The 17,635-nt window shown below is 55.9% G+C and carries 17 protein-coding genes; all 17 read left to right on the top strand.

What is annotated here, in order from left to right; translation table 11 throughout:
- Window positions 1–104: 104 nt before the first annotated feature.
- A complete protein-coding gene (locus BLU05_RS06470; protein ID WP_091878693.1) occupies window positions 105–2,120 on the top strand; it encodes a hydantoinase/oxoprolinase N-terminal domain-containing protein in 2,016 nt (671 codons plus the stop codon).
- Window positions 2,121–2,227: 107 nt separating this feature from the next.
- Entirely contained in the window at window positions 2,228–4,408 is a 2,181-nt protein-coding gene (locus BLU05_RS06465; RefSeq protein ID WP_091878691.1) for a malate synthase G, read from the top strand.
- Window positions 4,409–4,414: 6 nt separating this feature from the next.
- Window positions 4,415–4,930, top strand: a complete 516-nt coding sequence (locus tag BLU05_RS06460; RefSeq protein ID WP_091878690.1) for a DUF3859 domain-containing protein — start codon at window positions 4,415–4,417, stop codon at window positions 4,928–4,930.
- Between the two features lie 332 nt (window positions 4,931–5,262).
- Complete coding sequence (locus BLU05_RS06450; RefSeq protein WP_091878688.1) at window positions 5,263–7,305, top strand: GAF domain-containing protein; 2,043 nt, start codon at window positions 5,263–5,265, stop codon at window positions 7,303–7,305.
- 36 nt (window positions 7,306–7,341) lie between these two features.
- Window positions 7,342–8,184, top strand: a complete 843-nt coding sequence (locus BLU05_RS06445) for a DUF2066 domain-containing protein (protein ID WP_091878687.1) — start codon at window positions 7,342–7,344, stop codon at window positions 8,182–8,184.
- A gap of 75 nt (window positions 8,185–8,259) precedes the next feature.
- On the top strand, window positions 8,260–8,466 hold the full coding sequence (locus BLU05_RS06440) for a type II toxin-antitoxin system VapB family antitoxin (protein ID WP_091878685.1): 207 nt from the start codon (window positions 8,260–8,262) through the stop codon (window positions 8,464–8,466).
- Window positions 8,463–8,831, top strand: a complete 369-nt coding sequence (locus BLU05_RS06435) for a type II toxin-antitoxin system VapC family toxin (RefSeq protein ID WP_091878683.1) — start codon at window positions 8,463–8,465, stop codon at window positions 8,829–8,831. The genes BLU05_RS06440 and BLU05_RS06435 overlap by 4 nt, the downstream gene beginning before the upstream one ends.
- An 81-nt stretch (window positions 8,832–8,912) precedes the next feature.
- Window positions 8,913–9,602 carry a tRNA (adenosine(37)-N6)-threonylcarbamoyltransferase complex dimerization subunit type 1 TsaB gene (gene tsaB, locus BLU05_RS06430; RefSeq protein ID WP_091878682.1) on the top strand — a complete coding sequence of 230 codons (690 nt, stop codon included), beginning with the start codon at window positions 8,913–8,915 and terminating at the stop codon, window positions 9,600–9,602.
- A complete protein-coding gene (gene rimI, locus BLU05_RS06425) occupies window positions 9,599–10,102 on the top strand; it encodes a ribosomal protein S18-alanine N-acetyltransferase (protein ID WP_091878680.1) in 504 nt (167 codons plus the stop codon). The genes tsaB and rimI overlap by 4 nt, the downstream gene beginning before the upstream one ends.
- Before the next feature lie 4 nt (window positions 10,103–10,106).
- The gene (locus tag BLU05_RS06420) at window positions 10,107–10,973 is read left to right on the top strand and encodes a lyso-ornithine lipid O-acyltransferase (RefSeq protein ID WP_244518287.1); all 867 of its coding nucleotides are present in this window, start codon (window positions 10,107–10,109) and stop codon (window positions 10,971–10,973) included.
- A 9-nt stretch (window positions 10,974–10,982) separates the two neighbouring features.
- Entirely contained in the window at window positions 10,983–12,422 is a 1,440-nt protein-coding gene (miaB, locus tag BLU05_RS06415) for a tRNA (N6-isopentenyl adenosine(37)-C2)-methylthiotransferase MiaB (protein ID WP_091878677.1), read from the top strand.
- A gap of 31 nt (window positions 12,423–12,453) precedes the next feature.
- Complete coding sequence (locus tag BLU05_RS06410; RefSeq protein WP_244518220.1) at window positions 12,454–13,473, top strand: PhoH family protein; 1,020 nt, start codon at window positions 12,454–12,456, stop codon at window positions 13,471–13,473.
- Entirely contained in the window at window positions 13,473–13,859 is a 387-nt protein-coding gene (locus BLU05_RS06405; RefSeq protein ID WP_091878675.1) for an ADP-ribosylation/crystallin J1, read from the top strand. Before BLU05_RS06410 ends, BLU05_RS06405 begins: the two co-directional genes overlap by 1 nt.
- 2 nt (window positions 13,860–13,861) lie before the next feature.
- Window positions 13,862–14,359 carry an rRNA maturation RNase YbeY gene (gene ybeY / locus BLU05_RS06400; protein ID WP_091878674.1) on the top strand — a complete coding sequence of 166 codons (498 nt, stop codon included), beginning with the start codon at window positions 13,862–13,864 and terminating at the stop codon, window positions 14,357–14,359.
- Window positions 14,360–14,364: 5 nt separating this feature from the next.
- Complete coding sequence (locus tag BLU05_RS06395) at window positions 14,365–15,453, top strand: hemolysin family protein (RefSeq protein ID WP_091878672.1); 1,089 nt, start codon at window positions 14,365–14,367, stop codon at window positions 15,451–15,453.
- 57 nt (window positions 15,454–15,510) lie between these two features.
- Complete coding sequence (gene lnt / locus BLU05_RS06390; protein ID WP_091878670.1) at window positions 15,511–17,100, top strand: apolipoprotein N-acyltransferase; 1,590 nt, start codon at window positions 15,511–15,513, stop codon at window positions 17,098–17,100.
- A 100-nt stretch (window positions 17,101–17,200) separates the two neighbouring features.
- Window positions 17,201–17,617 carry a helix-turn-helix domain-containing protein gene (locus BLU05_RS06385; protein ID WP_091878669.1) on the top strand — a complete coding sequence of 139 codons (417 nt, stop codon included), beginning with the start codon at window positions 17,201–17,203 and terminating at the stop codon, window positions 17,615–17,617.
- Window positions 17,618–17,635 lie beyond the last annotated feature (18 nt).

The following is a 17,635-nucleotide window of genomic DNA, read 5'->3' as shown; positions in this document are numbered from 1 at the left end:
AATGGTTCCGGCACTCTTGTGCCGTTGCGGCGGCAAATGGTCGGAATGACGCTAGTCGTACGCGGTGTCTTGCGATAACCCTGCCTCAACAGGCGCAGGACATCATGGCTGATTCACAGGTTGAGAACGCAATTTTCCTCGGAATTGATACGGGTGGCACCTATACGGATGCCGTTCTCTGGTCGGAGGCGCGCGGCGTTATCGCCAAGGCAAAGGCACTGACCACCCGTCATGATCTGAGTGTCGGCATATCCGGCGCTGTCGAGCGCATCGTCGAAGAAGCCTCCGTTGATCCCGGACAGATCCGCCTTGTATCGATGTCAACGACGCTTGCCACCAATGCGCTTGTTGAAGGGCAGGGTGGGCGCATTGCCCTCGTCATGGTCGGCTTTTCGCAAGTTGATCTTGAAAAGGCTGATCTTGGCACAGCGCTTGGCTCCGATCCGGTGATTTTCCTGCCCGGTGGACACGATGTCTATGGACGTCCGCAACCTTTTGACGTTTCGGCCCTTCGGGAAGCACTGCCGCGTTTGAAAGAAGAGGTAACGGGGTTTGCAGTCTGCGCTTATTTTGCCGTGCGCAATCCGGAGCATGAAATCGCCATTCGCGATCTCGTGCGAAGCGAAACCGGGCTTCCCGTCACCTGTAGTCACGAACTCTCCGCCAAGCTCAATGGTCCGCGCCGCGCCCTGACAACGGTTCTTAATGCCCGGCTCATTGCGATGATCGACCGTCTGGTGGCCGCCACGGAGGGGTTTCTTGACCGGCGTGGCATTCATGCGCCGCTGATGGTGGTGCGCGGCGATGGCGCACTGGTGTCGGCGGCTTTCGCACGGCATCGCCCCATCGAAACCATTCTGTCGGGCCCCGCCGCCAGCCTTGTCGGCGCCCGTCACATGACCGGTCTCGACAATGCGATTGTATCTGATATCGGCGGCACCACGACTGATGTTGCCGTTCTCGACAATGGTCGCCCACGGCTTGATCCCAATGGCGCTACCGTCGGCGGTTTTCGCACTATGGTCGAGGCGGTGGCGATGCGCACCTTCGGGCTCGGCGGCGATTCCGAAGTGTCGCTTGATGACAATGCGATGGCCCCGCGTATCAAGCTTGGACCGCGCCGTCTCGTTCCGCTTTCGCTGCTTGCGGCCAATCACGGTGCAATCGTCATTGATCATCTGGCACGGCAGGTCAAAACCGCCAATCCGGGTCGACTGGATGGACGGTTTGCACTGTTGACCGGTGTGCCCGAGCAAATGGCATCGGGATTGAGCAAGGGCGAAGCCGAGCTTTATGTGCGGATTACACGCGAGCCGCAGCCGCTCGACCGGCTTCTGAATTCCGTTTCGCAAACCGCGACCATCAACCGGCTGGTTGCACGCGGACTGGTGCATCTCTCGGGCTTTACCCCTTCCGATGCCTGCCATGTTCTCAATTTGCAGAGCAACTGGAACGGTGAAGCAGCGCGCTACGGAGCTATCCTTTATGCCCGCCGCAAGGACGGCGCGGGCCGTCCGCTATGCGATACACCTGACGAGGTGTCGCAGCGCACCTATGATGCGCTCATTCGCCGTTCATCCGAAGTCGTGCTGGAAACCATATTGGCCGAGGATGGGCTGGATGGTCCTGATATGGTGGCGAGCCCGCTGATCCAGCGCGCTCTATCGGGGCAAGGCGGTATTGCGGGTATCAAGCTTGATATTGACCGGCCGCTCATCGGTCTTGGTGCATCAGCGCCCGTTTATTATCCTGCTGTGGGCCGGATGCTTGGCACCAATGATATCGTTCCCGCTGATACGGATGTAGCCAATGCGCTGGGCGCGGTGGTCGGGCAGGTCCGCGTATCGGTTGAGGCGCATATCAGCCAACCGGTGGAAGGAATCTTCCGGGTCTCGTCGGGCGCGGTGGTCAAGGATTTCCAGGAGGAAGAGCTTGCCATCGCCTTTGCCGAGGACACGCTGCGGGGACAGGTCAAACATCTGGCACTGGAGGCGGGCACCGACGAAGCGCAGATTGCCATGGCAAGGGATATCAGCGCCGCAACCGTCGAAGATCAGCGGAAATTCATCGAAGCTGTGCTGATCGCAACAGCCACTGGCAGGCCCCGCATCGCCCACTGAGTGATTATTTCCATTCCGGCACAAATCATGTTCATTTTTGATGAATTGACTGGGAATGCTTTGGTGTGTTCAAGGATACGGTAATAAAAATTCTGAAGGAGCATGGCATGAGTGAGCGTATCGAGATCAACGGACTGAAGGTGGCAAAGGAACTCTACGATTTCGTGGTGAACGAAGCCATTGCCGGAACTTCAGTCAATGCCGATGCCTTCTTCGAAGGGTTGGCCGCTATCGTTGATGACCTCTCACCCAAAAACCGTGCCCTGCTGGCCAAGCGCGATGCTTTTCAGGAGAAACTGGACGCCTTTTATCGTGAGAAGCGTAGCACGGGTTACACGCAGGACGAGTACGAAGCCTTTCTTCGCGAGATCGGCTATTTGCTGCCCGAGGGCGGCGCTTTTTCCGTCTTGACCAGCAATGTTGACCCGGAGATCGCTGTCACTGCTGGACCGCAGCTCGTCGTGCCTGTCATGAACGCCCGCTATGCGCTCAACGCTGCCAATGCCCGTTGGGGTTCGCTCTATGATGCGCTCTATGGCACCGATGCGATCCCGGAAACCGATGGCGCCGAAAAAGGCAAGGCATTCAATCCTGCGCGCGGTGCCAAGGTCATCGCCTGGGCCAAGGCTTTTCTCAATGAAAGCGCGCCCCTCGACGGCGGAAGCTGGGCTGAGGTAACAGGTCTTTCCGTTGATCGCGGCGCATTGGCGCTAAAGGGTGGTAATGGTGCGGTTTTACCGCTGAAGGATCAGGCGCAGTTCGTTGGTTACAAGGGCGATGCGGCCAAACCATCTGCTGTTCTTCTGGTCAAGAACGGCATGCATGTGGAAGTTGTCGTCAATGCCGATCACCCGATTGGCAAGACTGACCGGGCCAATATTGCCGATGTGGTTGTGGAGTCAGCGCTCACCACAATTCAGGATTGCGAAGATTCCGTTGCTGCCGTTGATGCGGAGGATAAGGTTGTCATCTATCGCAACTGGCTCGGCCTGATGAATGGCGATCTGCAGGACACGTTTGATAAGGGGGGCAAATCAGTCACGCGCAGGCTCAATCCCGATCGCGACTATACGGGTAAGGATGGCAAGCCGGTTACCCTGCCGGGCCGCTCGCTTATGCTGGTGCGCAATGTCGGCCACCTTATGACCAATCCGGCTATTCTCGACAAGGATGGCAACGAGGTGCCCGAGGGCATCATGGATGCGGCAATCACCGGTTTGATTGCGCTGCACGATGTCGGCCCGAACGGTCGCCGCATGAATTCGCGCGCCGGTTCCATGTATGTGGTGAAGCCAAAAATGCATGGCCCCGAAGAAGTGGCCTTTGCGTCGGAACTCTTCGGCCGGGTGGAAGCCTTGCTTGGCATGCAGCCCAACACGATGAAGATGGGCATCATGGACGAGGAACGCCGAACGACTGTGAACCTCAAGGAAGCGATCCGTGCGGCAAAAGAACGGGTTGTGTTCATCAACACCGGTTTCCTTGACCGCACTGGCGACGAGATTCATACCTCTATGGAAGCCGGACCGATGATCCGCAAAGGCGACATGAAGCAGGCATCGTGGATCGGTGCCTATGAAAACTGGAACGTCGATGTGGGTCTTGAATGCGGCCTTTCCGGCCATGCGCAGATCGGCAAGGGCATGTGGGCCATGCCGGATTTGATGGCCGCAATGCTGGAGCAGAAGATCGCCCACCCAAAGGCTGGTGCCAACACCGCATGGGTGCCTTCGCCGACGGCGGCTACGCTGCATGCAACGCATTATCACAAGGTCAATGTGGCTGAAGTTCAGGCTCAGTTGAAATCACGCGGACGCGCCAAACTCAGCGATATTCTGTCGGTGCCCGTTGCCTCACGGCCCAACTGGACGCCCGAAGACATCCAGCGCGAACTCGACAACAATGCGCAGGGCATTCTCGGCTATGTCGTCCGCTGGGTTGATCAGGGTGTTGGTTGCTCCAAGGTTCCTGACATCAACAATGTCGGCCTGATGGAAGACCGCGCTACTTTGCGTATTTCCGCCCAGCATATCGCCAACTGGCTGCACCACGGCGTTGCCAGCCAGGCACAGGTGCTGGAGACCCTGAAGCGCATGGCCGCTGTCGTTGACAAGCAGAACGAAGGCGATCCGCACTACCAGCCAATGGCTGCGGATTTCGATGGATCAATCGCGTTTCAAGCGGCCTGTGATCTCGTGTTCGAAGGTCGGGCCCAGCCGAATGGCTATACGGAGCCGGTCCTGCATCGCCGCAGGCTGGAACTGAAAGCCCAGCGCGCCGCAGCATAGCGACGGATGGGCACCTATCGCCTTCTGGCCCTGCTTCTTTTCGCATTATTTGCGGAGGCAGGGTTGGCGAGGGCGCAAGGTGGCGAACCTACCATTGAAATCCTCAACTGGGGCCTGACGCGGGCCAGGGATGTCGGGACGGAAACCGCGCCGGATACGCCGACGGGCTATAACAGGCTCGTCGACGGCCCGGTTGAAGTTATCCAAGCTGAGAAAATCACCGCCTGCCTCGGTACGAGTTTCGGCGTTATGTACGCCGCTTTCAATATTCCCGATTTTCAGATCGTGCCCATTATGGTTGTAGTACAGCATCCGGCCATTCACACACCTGACGGCCGGGTCATGTTGCGCAGCAGCTGGCCCGATGGTGCTATCCGGCGGCAACGCTATGCGGGATGGGTGTTTGAAAAGAGCTACGAGCTTGTATCGGGTGTGTGGACCTTTTCGCTCCAGGACGCGAAGGGACACGAATTCGCCACCAAAAGCTTTGATGTCCTGGCAGGGAACTGCCCCATATCGTGACGGGATGAAATCAGAGGTTCGACCATGTTGACGATAATCCACGAAGCCGATCCTGCGCGGATGTGTCGGTGTCTATCTCGAAACCTTCACCTTTCAGGCGCCGGATTTTTACCGCAAGCAAGGATATATCGAGTTTGGCAGGCTTGAGGGCATCCCGCACGGTTATGACTGTATCTGGCTGAAGAAAGCGCTCATCTGAACCTGAGAGTGGATGCGACGACGAAGACAACGGACGGTTGCAAATAGCAATTGTCACAAGCCGAAATTAGACTATTTGATAGGGCAGATACTTCCTCTGTCTCTCAGACACAATTTGGCGATTGGGTTCATCCATGAGCGATTTGCCCCTTTCAGTGCTTCAGGACGCCCATAGGCTGGCTGCGCTTGACGAATATGATATCTTGGACACGCCGCCCGAACCGGCATTCGATAATATCGTTTCTCTTGCCAAACAGATTTGCGAAACTCCGGTTGCCTTGATCAGTCTGGTCACGGGTGACAGGCAATGGTTCAAAGCCCGCTCTGGTTTCGAACCCTGCGAGACACCGCTCGAACAGTCGGTCTGCGCTCACGCCCTGCTGACAGGTTCAGTTCTTATTATTCCCGATCTGACGTTGGACGAGCGCACCAAGCACAATACGCTGGTGACGGGCGAACCCTTCATCGGGTTTTATGCCGGAGCCGTGCTCAACACACCAAGCGGCGAAGCAATTGGTACGCTCTGCGTCATTGACAATGCGCCGCGTCCCGCCGGACTGACTGAAGCACAGGCCGAAGCTTTGCAGGATCTTGCCGAGCAGGTCATCACCATTCTCGAATTGCGCCGCGTGGTTGAAGACCGCAATGACGTTGTGATCCAGCAGCGCCGTACGGTTCGGGCCACCCTCAAGCGCGCGCTATCCAGCGAAGCGGCACGCAACAAGCAATATCGGATTGATGGTTGGCTCGTACCTGCCCAGCAGGCGGGTGGCATCGGTGCATTCGAACTCGATATGAAAACCAACACATCGCGGGTGACACCAGAGATGTGCAGGCTCTACGGGTTGGCTGTAAATGACCAATACGCGGCCACGACGTTCGAAGCATTGACCTACGAGGAAGACAAACACCTCGTATCGAACCAGTCCACGCGACGGGACGGCAATGTTATTCTGGATATCGAGTACCGCATCAAGCGCGCCGATGACGGGGCGCTGCGGTGGTTGAGCCGCCGGGGTGAACTTGTCCATGATGATAAGGGACAGCCGGTGGCCTTCCGGGGCACGGTTCAGGATGTGACCAAGCGCAAGCAGGCTGAAATCCGGCAGACTGCACTGCTAGAACTTGGTGATAGTATTCGCGATGCCAATACAACCGGTGAAGCGGCAGAGATTGCCTCAAGGATATTGGGAGAGAATCTGGGTGCCGGTCGCGCAGGATTTGCCATCATCGATCTCACGGCGGATCTCTTCAACGTGGAGCACGACTGGACAGCGTCGGATCTAAAGTCCATGGCTGGCCGGCATTCGCTGGTTAATTTCAAGGCGACAATCAAGAACTCGCAAATCGGCATACCCATCGCCGTTTCTGACGTAAACAGCACGGACTGGCTCGCCCTCGACTATGATGGTTATGCCGCAATCCAGGCCCGATCCTTTATCAATGTCCCGTTGATGCATGGCGGCGAACTGGTGGGGCTGATGTTCGTCCATGATGAAAATCCACGGGATTGGCAGACGGATGAGATTCAATTCGTGGTCAGTGTTGCCGACCGAACCTATGCCGCCATCGCCAAGCTGCAGGCCGAACACGAGCAGGGCATTCTCAATCAGGAACTCAGCCATCGGTTGAAAAACACCCTGACCATGGTGCAGGCCATCGCGACACAAACCCTGCGTGATGCGCCGCAGGATGCTGTCGAGGCGTTCAAGCAGCGCATCATGGCGCTTAGCTCTGCCCACAATGTGTTGTTGCATCAGAACTGGTCGGCGGCGCGTATCCGCTCGGTACTGGAAAGCGTTCTGGCATTGCATGGCGAAACGTCACAGTTCAATTTGCGCGGCCCCAATCTCAATCTCGGTCCCAAGGCCGTTCTTTCGCTGTCATTGCTGCTGCATGAACTTGCAACAAACGCGCTGAAATATGGGTCACTGTCCAACGCGCATGGCAGGGTGGATATCAGTTGGGAGATTCAGCGCGCGCAGTCGCAGATGGAATTCGTGCTAACATGGCGTGAGCGCGGTGGTCCGGCGGCAATAGCTCCTGAAAAGAAGGGATTCGGCTCGCGCCTGATCCGTTTTGGTCTGTCAGGAACAGGTGACGCCGATGTCCAATATGAAAAGGAAGGGCTTGTGGCACAGTTCAAGGCGCCGCTGGCGCTGATCATGGATAATTGATTGGACGCTTTTTAACGGCAGGGAAGGGCAGATCGGATGAACACCAAAACAGCGCTTGCCCGTACTTTTGGCACTATTCTGACAGTTCTTTTGCTCTGCAGTGGGGTCGCCGCTGCGGCGGATGATCCATCAGATGCCGATCTTTACCAGTCGCAGGCGGTGGTGACAGGGCGCGGCGATGCAAACAGAGCGCTTGGCCTTGCCCAATGCCTGCAAGATGTACTGGCGAAAGTTTCTGGCGATCCCCGCCTGATCGGCGATCCGGCGGCTATTGCGCTTGGAGCCAATGTTGCAGGACTTGTCACCCGCTTTGAATATCATGATCGCCTGTCGGGCCAGCCTATACACGACGAACAGGGTTCTTACGATCGTCCACAGGATTTGACCGTCTATTTCAACAAGACTGCCGTAGATTCGTCACTGAATTTGCTTGGACGCCAACCATGGCGTGCAGCCAGACCGCGTGTCGCGGTATTTCTCGATATCAGGCCGCCCAAGCGCGTTTTTGTCATGACGAGTGACAATGAAGAAGACGCTGACATGCGCAGCGCTCTTCAAGCTGCGGCTACGAAAGTTGGGCTGCCGATTGCACTGCCGACCAAAGCCCAATTGGCGCAAAAAGGTTGGACCGTGCAGACATTGCCGACTGCTGATCTTACCGAACTCAATGCCGCTGCAAAGAGCGGGATAGGTGATACAGCGCTTTCCGGTGTGCTGGTGTGGAGCAATGAGGCGATGGGCTGGGTTGCCGATTGGCGGATCAATGGCCGGCATAAAACGTTTCACTGGCAAATCCGTGGTGTTAGCTTCGATGATGCCTTTCGCAACGGAATGCGTGGCGCCCTACAGGTTTTGTCCGGCCACGGCCAGCCAAAATAGCAAGAGGTTAACCTTAGTACGCATTGTTTAAGGCATCATTTGATGCTAAAATCGTGCCTATCAAGGAATATGAAGATGCGTACCACACTTGCTCTCGATGATGATTTGGTTGCCAAGGCACAGGAATACACGGGCTTGCGGGAAAAATCCGCACTTATGCGTGCGGCCCTCAAGGCTTTGATCAACAGTGAGAGTGCCCGTAGATTGGCACTTCTGGGTGGGAGTGAACCTGATTTGAACACTATACCCCGGCGTCAAGTTATGCCGGACGTTCAAGAATGATCCTCGCCGACACTTCAGTATGGATAGATCATCTGCGTTACGGCGATGCGGAGTTGGTACGACATCTCAACACTGGGCAAATATTAATCCATCCGTTTATCGTGGGGGAACTAGCTTTGGGGAGTTTGCGGCAGCGTGAACTCATTTTGAACAGCCTTCAGGATTTGCCGAAAGTACAGGTGGCCGATGACAAAGAGATCTTATATTTCATTGACGCTGAAACAATCTTTGGTCTTGGTATCGGCTATGTGGATGTGCACTTGCTGGCTGCAACACGGCTGACGCCCGGCACACGGTTATGGACAAGAGACAAAAGATTGGCTGCGGCTGCAACTCGTCTACAGCTCCAAGCTGATTTTCACTAATCACGACACCATGAACGAGAATTTGCATCGTCAAGCGAACACACCTTGTTTGCTGGCTGATTCTTGTTTACGCGATTGGTCATGAAACTGCTTGCCCTTGATACTGCTTCGACTCTTTGCTCCGTCGCTGTTCTCGATGTTGAAACCGGGACTATGCTCGCCGCAATCAGTGAGGATATTGGCAAGGGGCATGCCGAACATCTGATGGCATTTATCGAACAGGCATTGAATGAAGCCGCCATATCAATCGGCGAAATCGGCAAAGTTGCCGTAAGCGTTGGTCCGGGCTCGTTCACAGGTGTGCGTGTCGGGGTATCGACGGCGCGTGGGTTCGGCCTCGCGCTGAAATGTCCGGTGGTGGGTATCAGCACACTTGAAGCGCTGGCTTATGATGCCCGGCAGACATTTGCCGGACGCCCTGTGCTGTCCATCATTGATGCGCGGCGGGACGAGATTTATGCGCAATTCTTTGCGTCAGATGGCTCGATTGGCTCGGTGCCCGGTGTGACGACCCTGCCAGAGGTTTTTACCGCATTGTCGGAACGCCAGAATGATGTGGTACTATCCGGTTCGGGTGCGGCGCTTGTCAACGCCGGTCTTGAGCAGAAGCTGGACGTGGCTGTGACAACATCGACAGGAACGATTGGAGCCTTTGCCCGCCTTGGCGCGTTGAGCGAGATCAATGGCGAAGCGCCCAAACCGCTTTATCTGCGCGGGCTTGATGTTAAGCCCCAACAGGGCTTCGTGTTGAAAAGGAAGGTCGCGGAATGATGGGTTTTCCCCTGGGCAATCTGCGAAACCGCCCTTTTGTCATCGAGCGATTGATGAGCGGCGATGCGACCCATTTGGCAAAGCTGCACATGCTGACCTTCAGCAAGCCATGGAGCGATGAAGAATTCCATGCGCTGATCGTGCAGGAAAATGTCTTCGGATTCATCGCGCGGGAAGAGGGCAACCGATCCGCACCACCGGGCGGTTTTGTGCTGGCTCGGCTTGTGATTGATGAGGCCGAAATACTGACTATTGCCGTCGCACCATCATCACAACGCCGCGGCCTTGGCCGCGCTTTGATGGATGCTACCTTGCGCCATTTGCACAATGCCCGTGCAGACATGTTGTTTCTTGAGGTCGATGAGACGAACATTCCGGCGCTGGCGCTCTATCGTCGCCTTGGCTTTAAACAGGTCGGCAAGCGTCCGGGCTATTATGAGACCGCTGATGGGCGCTCAGCTGCCCTGACAATGCGCCGCGATTTAAAGCAGGTCCGCTGATATGATGGCATGGGCCCGTTTCATCGTAACGGCAACGGCATTCGTCCTGATCACTGCGATCTCGATACCCTTGCAGTATTTTTTCCTGAAGGCCGGTTTGGGTTTGCGCAAAAGCTTTCCCATTTTCTACCATCGTATTGTCTCCAGATTGCTTGGCTTCCGTATTCACATGCATGGTGACATGGCAACGGAGCGACCATTGCTGCTGGCGGCCAATCACGCCTCATGGTCCGATATTGTGATTCTGGGTTCGCTCAAGGAATTGTCTTTTATTGCCAAGATTGAAGTTGCGAGCTGGCCGTTGTTCGGGATGCTTTCCAAGCTGCAACGCTCTGTCTTCGTTGAGCGTGAAAAACGCGGCAAGACCCATGATCAGGCGAGCGAGATTGCCACGCGCCTTGCCGCCGGTGATGTCATGGTGCTGTTCGCCGAAGGTACAACGTCTGACGGCAATCGTGTATTGCCTTTCAAAACCTCGCTCTTTGGCGCTGCACAGGTGGCTATTCGCGAAACAAGCGTTGAAACAGTCACAGTGCAACCCGTGGCCATTGCCTATACGCGGGTGCATGGCGTGCCCATGGGACGGTTTCATCGCCCGTTGATTTCGTGGCCGGGTGATGTGCCTTTGGGACCAAGCCTGATCGGGCTTTTGAAGGATGGTGCGATTGACGTTGATGTCTGGTTTGGCGAACCGATAACCATCGATGCCAAGACCAATCGCAAGACCCTGGCACGGTTGATGGAGGAGCGGGTGAGGGCGATGATGTTGTCATCACTGCTCGGACGCGATCTGGTTACGCCTCGCGTGGAAAACCCCGAGACGGCCATTCTCCCTGACTCTGCTATTCTCAAAGACGATAAAAAGCTTTAGAAGCCTCGCATGGACGATATCAGCATCTCTCATAAACCGGACGAGACATCCGGACCCGCAGCAATTTCACCGGCCCTTGCCAATACGCGCAAGGTCTATGTGAAGACCTATGGCTGCCAGATGAATGTCTATGACAGCCAGCGCATGACGGACAGTCTGGCCGCCGAGGGCTATACACCCACCGATACGGCTGATGACGCCGATCTGGTGCTGATCAACACCTGCCACATCCGCGAAAAAGCTTCCGAAAAGCTCTATTCAGCGCTGGGCCGTTTGCGCAAGATGAAGGACGCCCGCGCCAAAGAAGGCCGCGAACTGACTGTCGGCGTGGCGGGCTGCGTGGCACAGGCTGAGGGTGACGAGATCACGCGCCGGGCACCGGTGGTTGATCTGGTGGTTGGACCGCAAACTTATCATCGGCTGCCGCAGGCGCTTGCCCGCGTGCGTCAGGGCGAACGGGTTGTTGAAACCGAATATGCCATTGAAGACAAGTTCGAGCATCTGCCTGCGCCGCGCAAGGAACAGACCAGAAGCCGTGGTGTGACCGCTTTTCTGACTGTTCAGGAAGGGTGCGACAAGTTCTGCACCTTCTGCGTCGTGCCCTATACCCGTGGTTCGGAAGTCTCGCGCCCTGTTGCGCAGATATTGAAGGAAGCCGAAAAGCTTGCGGATGCCGGTGTGCGTGAACTGACCCTGCTCGGCCAGAACGTCAATGCATGGCACGGCGAGGGTCCCGATGGACGCGAATGGGGTTTGGGCGAATTGCTTTACCGGCTCGCAGAAATCCCCGGCATTGCGCGTTTGCGCTACGTGACCAGCCACCCGCGCGATATGGACGATACGCTGATCCACGCCCATCGCGACCTGCCTATGCTGATGCCCTATCTGCATCTGCCGGTGCAATCAGGCTCAGATCGCATCCTCAAGGCGATGAACCGCAAACATACAGCTGCGGATTATGTCAGGCTTATTGATCGGATTCGCGATGCGCGTTCTGATATTGCCCTGTCAGGTGATTTCATTGTCGGCTTCCCCGGTGAAACGGAAGAGGATTTTGAGGCGACGCTTCAAATCGTGCGCGATGTCACCTATGCCGCCGCCTATTCCTTCAAATATTCGCCGCGCCCCGGCACGCCGGGTGCCGATATGGATGATCACGTTCCTGAAGTAGTGAAGGATGAAAGGCTGCAGCGCTTGCAGGCATTGCTGTCCGAACAGCAATACGCCTTCCAGCGCAGTCTCGTCGGCAAGACCATGGATGTGCTGATTGAAAAGGCTGGGCGGCAGCCGGGACAGATGGTTGGACGATCTCCTTGGTTACAACCTGTAATTATCGATGTACATGGCGGCGAAATCGGCGACATAATCAGGGTACGAATCATCAGCACAGGAACCAACAGTCTGGTTGGGGTTCGTGAGATGGAAACTACGGGCGATGGGACTATATAAGGACTGAACACCTTTTGGTAAGGAGAGCCGATTGACCGCCACCGAAAAGCTGAAACCCGCTCCATCAGGAGCCTCGGATCTGGCGCATATCGTACTGACATTTGATAATAACCGGCTGGCAAGTGCCCTGTTCGGTCAGTTCGACGAGAACCTTGCCCGCATTGAACAGAAACTGGGTGTGGATGTCCGATCCAAGGGCAACCAGCTTGCCATTCGCGGCGAACCCGGTGCGACGGAACAGGCCCGCAGGACTCTCGACCAGCTTTATGAACAGCTGCAGAAAGGCCATGACATCTCAGCCTCCGATGTGGATGGTGCCTTGCGCATGGCTATTGCCGCTGACGATCAGTTGACGCTTCCCACCATGGAAAACAAGAGCAAGATGGCTGCTGCCCAGATATCGACTCGCAAGAAAACCATTTTTGCCCGCACGCCGACGCAGGATGCCTATATGCGGGCGCTCGACCGCTCCGAAATGGTGTTCGGTGTTGGACCTGCCGGTACCGGCAAGACCTATCTCGCGGTTGCCCATGCGGCCATGCTTCTCGAGCGCGGTCTGGTGGACCGGATTATTCTTTCCCGTCCAGCTGTCGAAGCGGGTGAGCGTCTGGGCTTCCTGCCCGGCGATATGAAGGAAAAGGTCGATCCCTATCTGCGGCCGCTTTATGACGCACTTTACGACATGATGCCTGCCGATAAGGTGGAACGGGCAATTGCTGCCGGTGTGATCGAAATTGCACCGCTCGCGTTCATGCGCGGACGTACGCTGGGACACTCTGCCATCATTCTTGATGAAGCGCAGAATACGACAGCGATGCAGATGAAAATGTTCCTGACCCGGCTGGGTGAAAACGGCCGCATGATCATCACAGGCGATCCGAGCCAGGTCGATCTGCCACCCGGCCAAAAATCCGGTCTTGTCGAGGCGCTGAGAATTCTCGAAGGCGTCAGCGGCATTGTCACCGTTCGGTTCTCGGATGTGGACGTTGTCCGTCATCCGCTCGTAGCGGCAATCGTCCGGGCCTATGATAAGGAAGGTGCCAAGCCTTAATGAGCGGCACTATAGAAACTGTACTGCTGTGGCGGCCCGTTGGGCCGCTGGAGCTTGAATTGATCAGGCAAGCGGGAATGCGTGCTTTTCCGCCAAGATTGCCAGATCAACCGATCTTTTATCCCGTGCTGTCTGAAGACTATGCAGTCAAAATCGCGCGTGATTGGAATGTTCCGGCGAGTGGCGCGGGTTTTGTAACCCGTTTCCACGTCAGGAAGGACTATCTCAATCAGTATGCTATTCAAGAAGCAGGCGGTAAGGCGCATCTTGAATATTGGATACCGGCGGAAGATTTGCCCCGCTTTAATGAGGCGATCGTTGATGAGATAGAAGTGACGGCAGAATTTCGTGAAGGTGTATCCGGTCATTCGCCGACGAGGACTTAGTTTTGATCGATATCGATATTCTGGTTGAGACAGACGGCTGGGCCGATGAGTTGGAACTGCGCACGTTTGCAGAACGGGCCATTGCTGCTGCGTGGCAGATTCTCGACGGGGGCTCGCAGCCTGAAAGCGAACTCAGCCTCGTATTCACCGATGATGCGGCAATCCGCGCGCTTAACAATGACTGGCGCGAAAAGGACAAGCCGACCAATGTCCTGTCATTTCCGGCCTTCCCCATCAAGCCGGGTCAAAAGCCGGGGCCGATGCTTGGCGATATCGTTATTGCGCGGGAAACGGTTGAGCGCGAAGCGATTGACGAGCAGAAGCCGTTTGACCACCATCTGACCCACCTGATCGTGCATGGATTTCTGCACCTGCTCGGTTATGATCATATTGTTGAGAGCGAAGCGGAAGAGATGGAGGGACTGGAGCGTAAAATTCTTGCGCATCTTGCCATTCCCGACCCATATGCGCTATCGGTCTCTGACGATCAATCCGATTGAGGACCATGTCTGACACGTCGCACCAGAACGATCCTGCCGCACCCGCAAAGGGCATAACCGGGCAGGAGAGTGACGCCGAGGGGCAAAGTAGCACCAGAGCGCCCGCCACTGAAAAGCGCTCGCTTCTCACCGCAATTTTTCCATTCCTGCGCGCTCGCCCGGGTACATCCTTGCGAGAGGATATCGATGCGGCGCTGGCTGGCACCGATCATGGCGATACGGCATTCTCGCCGGAAGAGCGTGCCATGCTGCACAACATCCTGCGCCTGCGCGAATTGCGCGTGGAGGATGTGATGATTCCGCGTGCCGATATCGAAGCGGTTGATATCACCACAACCCTTGGCGATCTGCTTGAGGTTTTCGAAAAATCCGGCCATTCGCGTATGCCTGTCTTTGCTGAAACCCTGGATGATCCGCGTGGCATGGTCCACATCCGGGATGTGGTCAATCACATCACCAAGATTTCGCGGGTGAAGACCCAGCGGCGTACGTCGGCCAAGGCACCGAAAGCGCCCGCTGCTGCCAAGTTTGATCTGGGCAACGTCGAACTGACCAAGACGATTGCCGAACTCAGCCTGATGCGCCCGATTCTGTTTGTGCCGCCTTCGATGCTGGCCAATGATCTGATGGGCCGCATGCAGGCGCAGCGCATCCAGATTGCGCTTGTCATCGATGAATATGGCGGTACCGATGGTTTGGTATCACTGGAAGATATTGTGGAAATGGTCGTCGGCAATATTGAAGACGAGCATGACGACGATGAAGTGATGATCATGGAAGAGCCGGAAGGTATCTTCATTGCCGACGCGCGTGCCGATCTTGAAGAGATCGCCGCAAAAATCGGCTCGGGCTTCGTGGTTGGCGAACATGGCGAGGATGTGGATACGGTCGGCGGTTTGATCTTCTCGATCCTTGGGCGCATTCCCGTGCGCGGCGAAATGGTGCAGGCGGTTCCCGGCTATGAGTTCCATGTGCTGGAAGCCGATCCGCGCCGTATCCGCAAGGTTCGCATCGTACCACTGCGCCATGCCGAGCGCCGTCCGCGCACCCCGCGGCAAGGCGCGGCGGATGAACCTGCCGAAATGGACGAATGATTGGCGCAAGTCTCACCGACTAAGACTGAAGAAAAATCAGAAAGGGTGGGGCTTGGCATGATCCAGCGTCTGGCCGGTAAAATCATCCTTCTATGGGGATGGAAGCGTATTGCGCTGGCCTTTCTCATGGGCGCTCTGGCGAGTTTCGCACTGCCACCCTATGATTTTTTTGCCGTTTGCTTCGTTTCCTTTCCTGTTCTTGTCTGGCTGATCGATGGTGCCGTTGATAATGCGGGGGCAGGTCCCATTCGCAGGCTGTTGCCAGCGGCCATGATCGGCTGGTGGTTCGGCTTCGGTTATTTTGTTTTCGGGCTCTGGTGGATTGGCAATGCCTTGCTCGTCGATGCCGCCAATTTCGCCTGGGCTATTCCATTGGCGATCCTTGGATTGCCTGCGGTTCTTGCCATTTTCTACGCTTTTGCGGCTGCATTGGCCCGGTTCTTCTGGAGTGAAGGGCTTGGGCGTATCCTGTCACTGGCATTCGCTTTTGGCGTTGCAGAATGGCTGCGCTCCTTTGTTCTGACCGGCTTTCCATGGAATGCCATTGGCTATGCAGCAATGCCCGTTCCAGTGCTCATGCAGTCGTCGGTCATTGTCGGGCTGCTGGCAATGAATGCGCTGGCTGTGCTGGTATTCTCCATGCCCGCTCTATTGGCGGGTCGCCGGGATATCAGGACGGGCGTGATTCTGGCGTTGGTTCTGGTCTGTGCGCATGCCGGTTATGGATTCTACAGACTGCAGACGGCGAGCCTTGTGGCCAAGGGTCCGAACGTGCGTATTGTCCAGCCGTCCATCGCGCAGGACCTCAAATTCGATGCAGGTGCTCGCCGCGATATTTTTGACAAATATCTTGGTATGAGCGCCCAACCGCCAAAAGCGGGGGTCGCCAAACCGGATATTATCGTCTGGCCGGAGACCGCTGTTCCCTATATTCTGACCAAGACGCCGGATGCTCTGCAGGCTATTGCCGACACGCTTGATGATGGACAGATGCTGCTCGCAGGCGCTATTCGCATGGAAGAGCCGGGCGGCAATCAACAGCCGCTTTATTATAATACGATATATTCCATCAACGGCGCGGGCGAGATTGTCGGCGCGGCGGACAAGGTGCACCTCGTTCCTTTTGGCGAATATCTGCCGCTTGAAGGTATTCTGCGCAGTCTGGGCGTCAGTGAGGTTGTGGAAATGCCCGGTGGCTTTACATCAGGAGCGTCGCGGCAATCGCTGAAGGTGAATGATCGTTTCGTTGCCCTGCCATTGATCTGTTACGAGGCAATTTTTCCCGCTGAACTCGGTTATCAGGGAGCCCCCGCAGATGCGATCATCAATGTGACCAATGATGCATGGTACGGTGATACGCCGGGGCCATACCAGCATTTTCGTCAGGCGCAGTTGCGTGCTGTCGAGCAGGGCTTGCCACTGGTTCGCGCAGCCAACAATGGGTTGTCGGCAGTTGTCGATCCTTATGGTCGAATCATTGACGCTTTGGCACTGGATGCCGTTGGCGTTATTGACGCGGCGCTACCGGGTAAGGTTCAGCTACCATTAAGTGAAGCCTTACGCAGGTTTCAATTTCTGATTGTACTCAGCGTGTTTTTTGCTGCGGTACTGGCGTATTTTTACCGTGACAGAAGGCGTCTTGGTTGACTTTTATGTCGTTGCCCTGTCGAATACCTGTATATTTGGTCTGTTGATACATTGATGATAAAATTAGTTTTCAGCCCCATTTCATACGAATGAGATTTTCATGCCCGATAATAAAAAGCGACCGAACCCAGTTGACGTCCATGTGGGCGCGCGCATCCGTTTGCGCCGCAACATGGTTGGTCTAAGCCAGGAAAAACTTGGCGACAGTCTGGGAATTACTTTTCAGCAAATTCAGAAATACGAGAAGGGCGTCAACCGTGTCGGCGCCAGTCGTCTGCAAGCGATCGGTAACGTTCTCAATGTGCCGGTCACATTCTTCTTTGACGATATGCCCGAGCAGCCGGATAAACCGCAGGGTTTCGAAGAGGAAGGTGACAACACCTATGTGGTTGGCTTCCTCAACAGCTCGGAGGGTATCCAGCTTGCGCGTGCCTTTGCAAAGATTGGTGACCCCAAGATAAGGCGCAAAATCCTCGACCTCGTCCGGACTTTGAGCCATGAGGAAGATTCAGAATAGCAAAAATTCTGTGCAAAC

Source organism: Phyllobacterium sp. OV277 (assembly GCF_900104355.1).
GTDB lineage: Bacteria > Pseudomonadota > Alphaproteobacteria > Rhizobiales > Rhizobiaceae > Phyllobacterium.
Note: the sequence above shows the minus strand (reverse complement) of the source record. Positions and strands in the feature narration are given on the sequence as shown.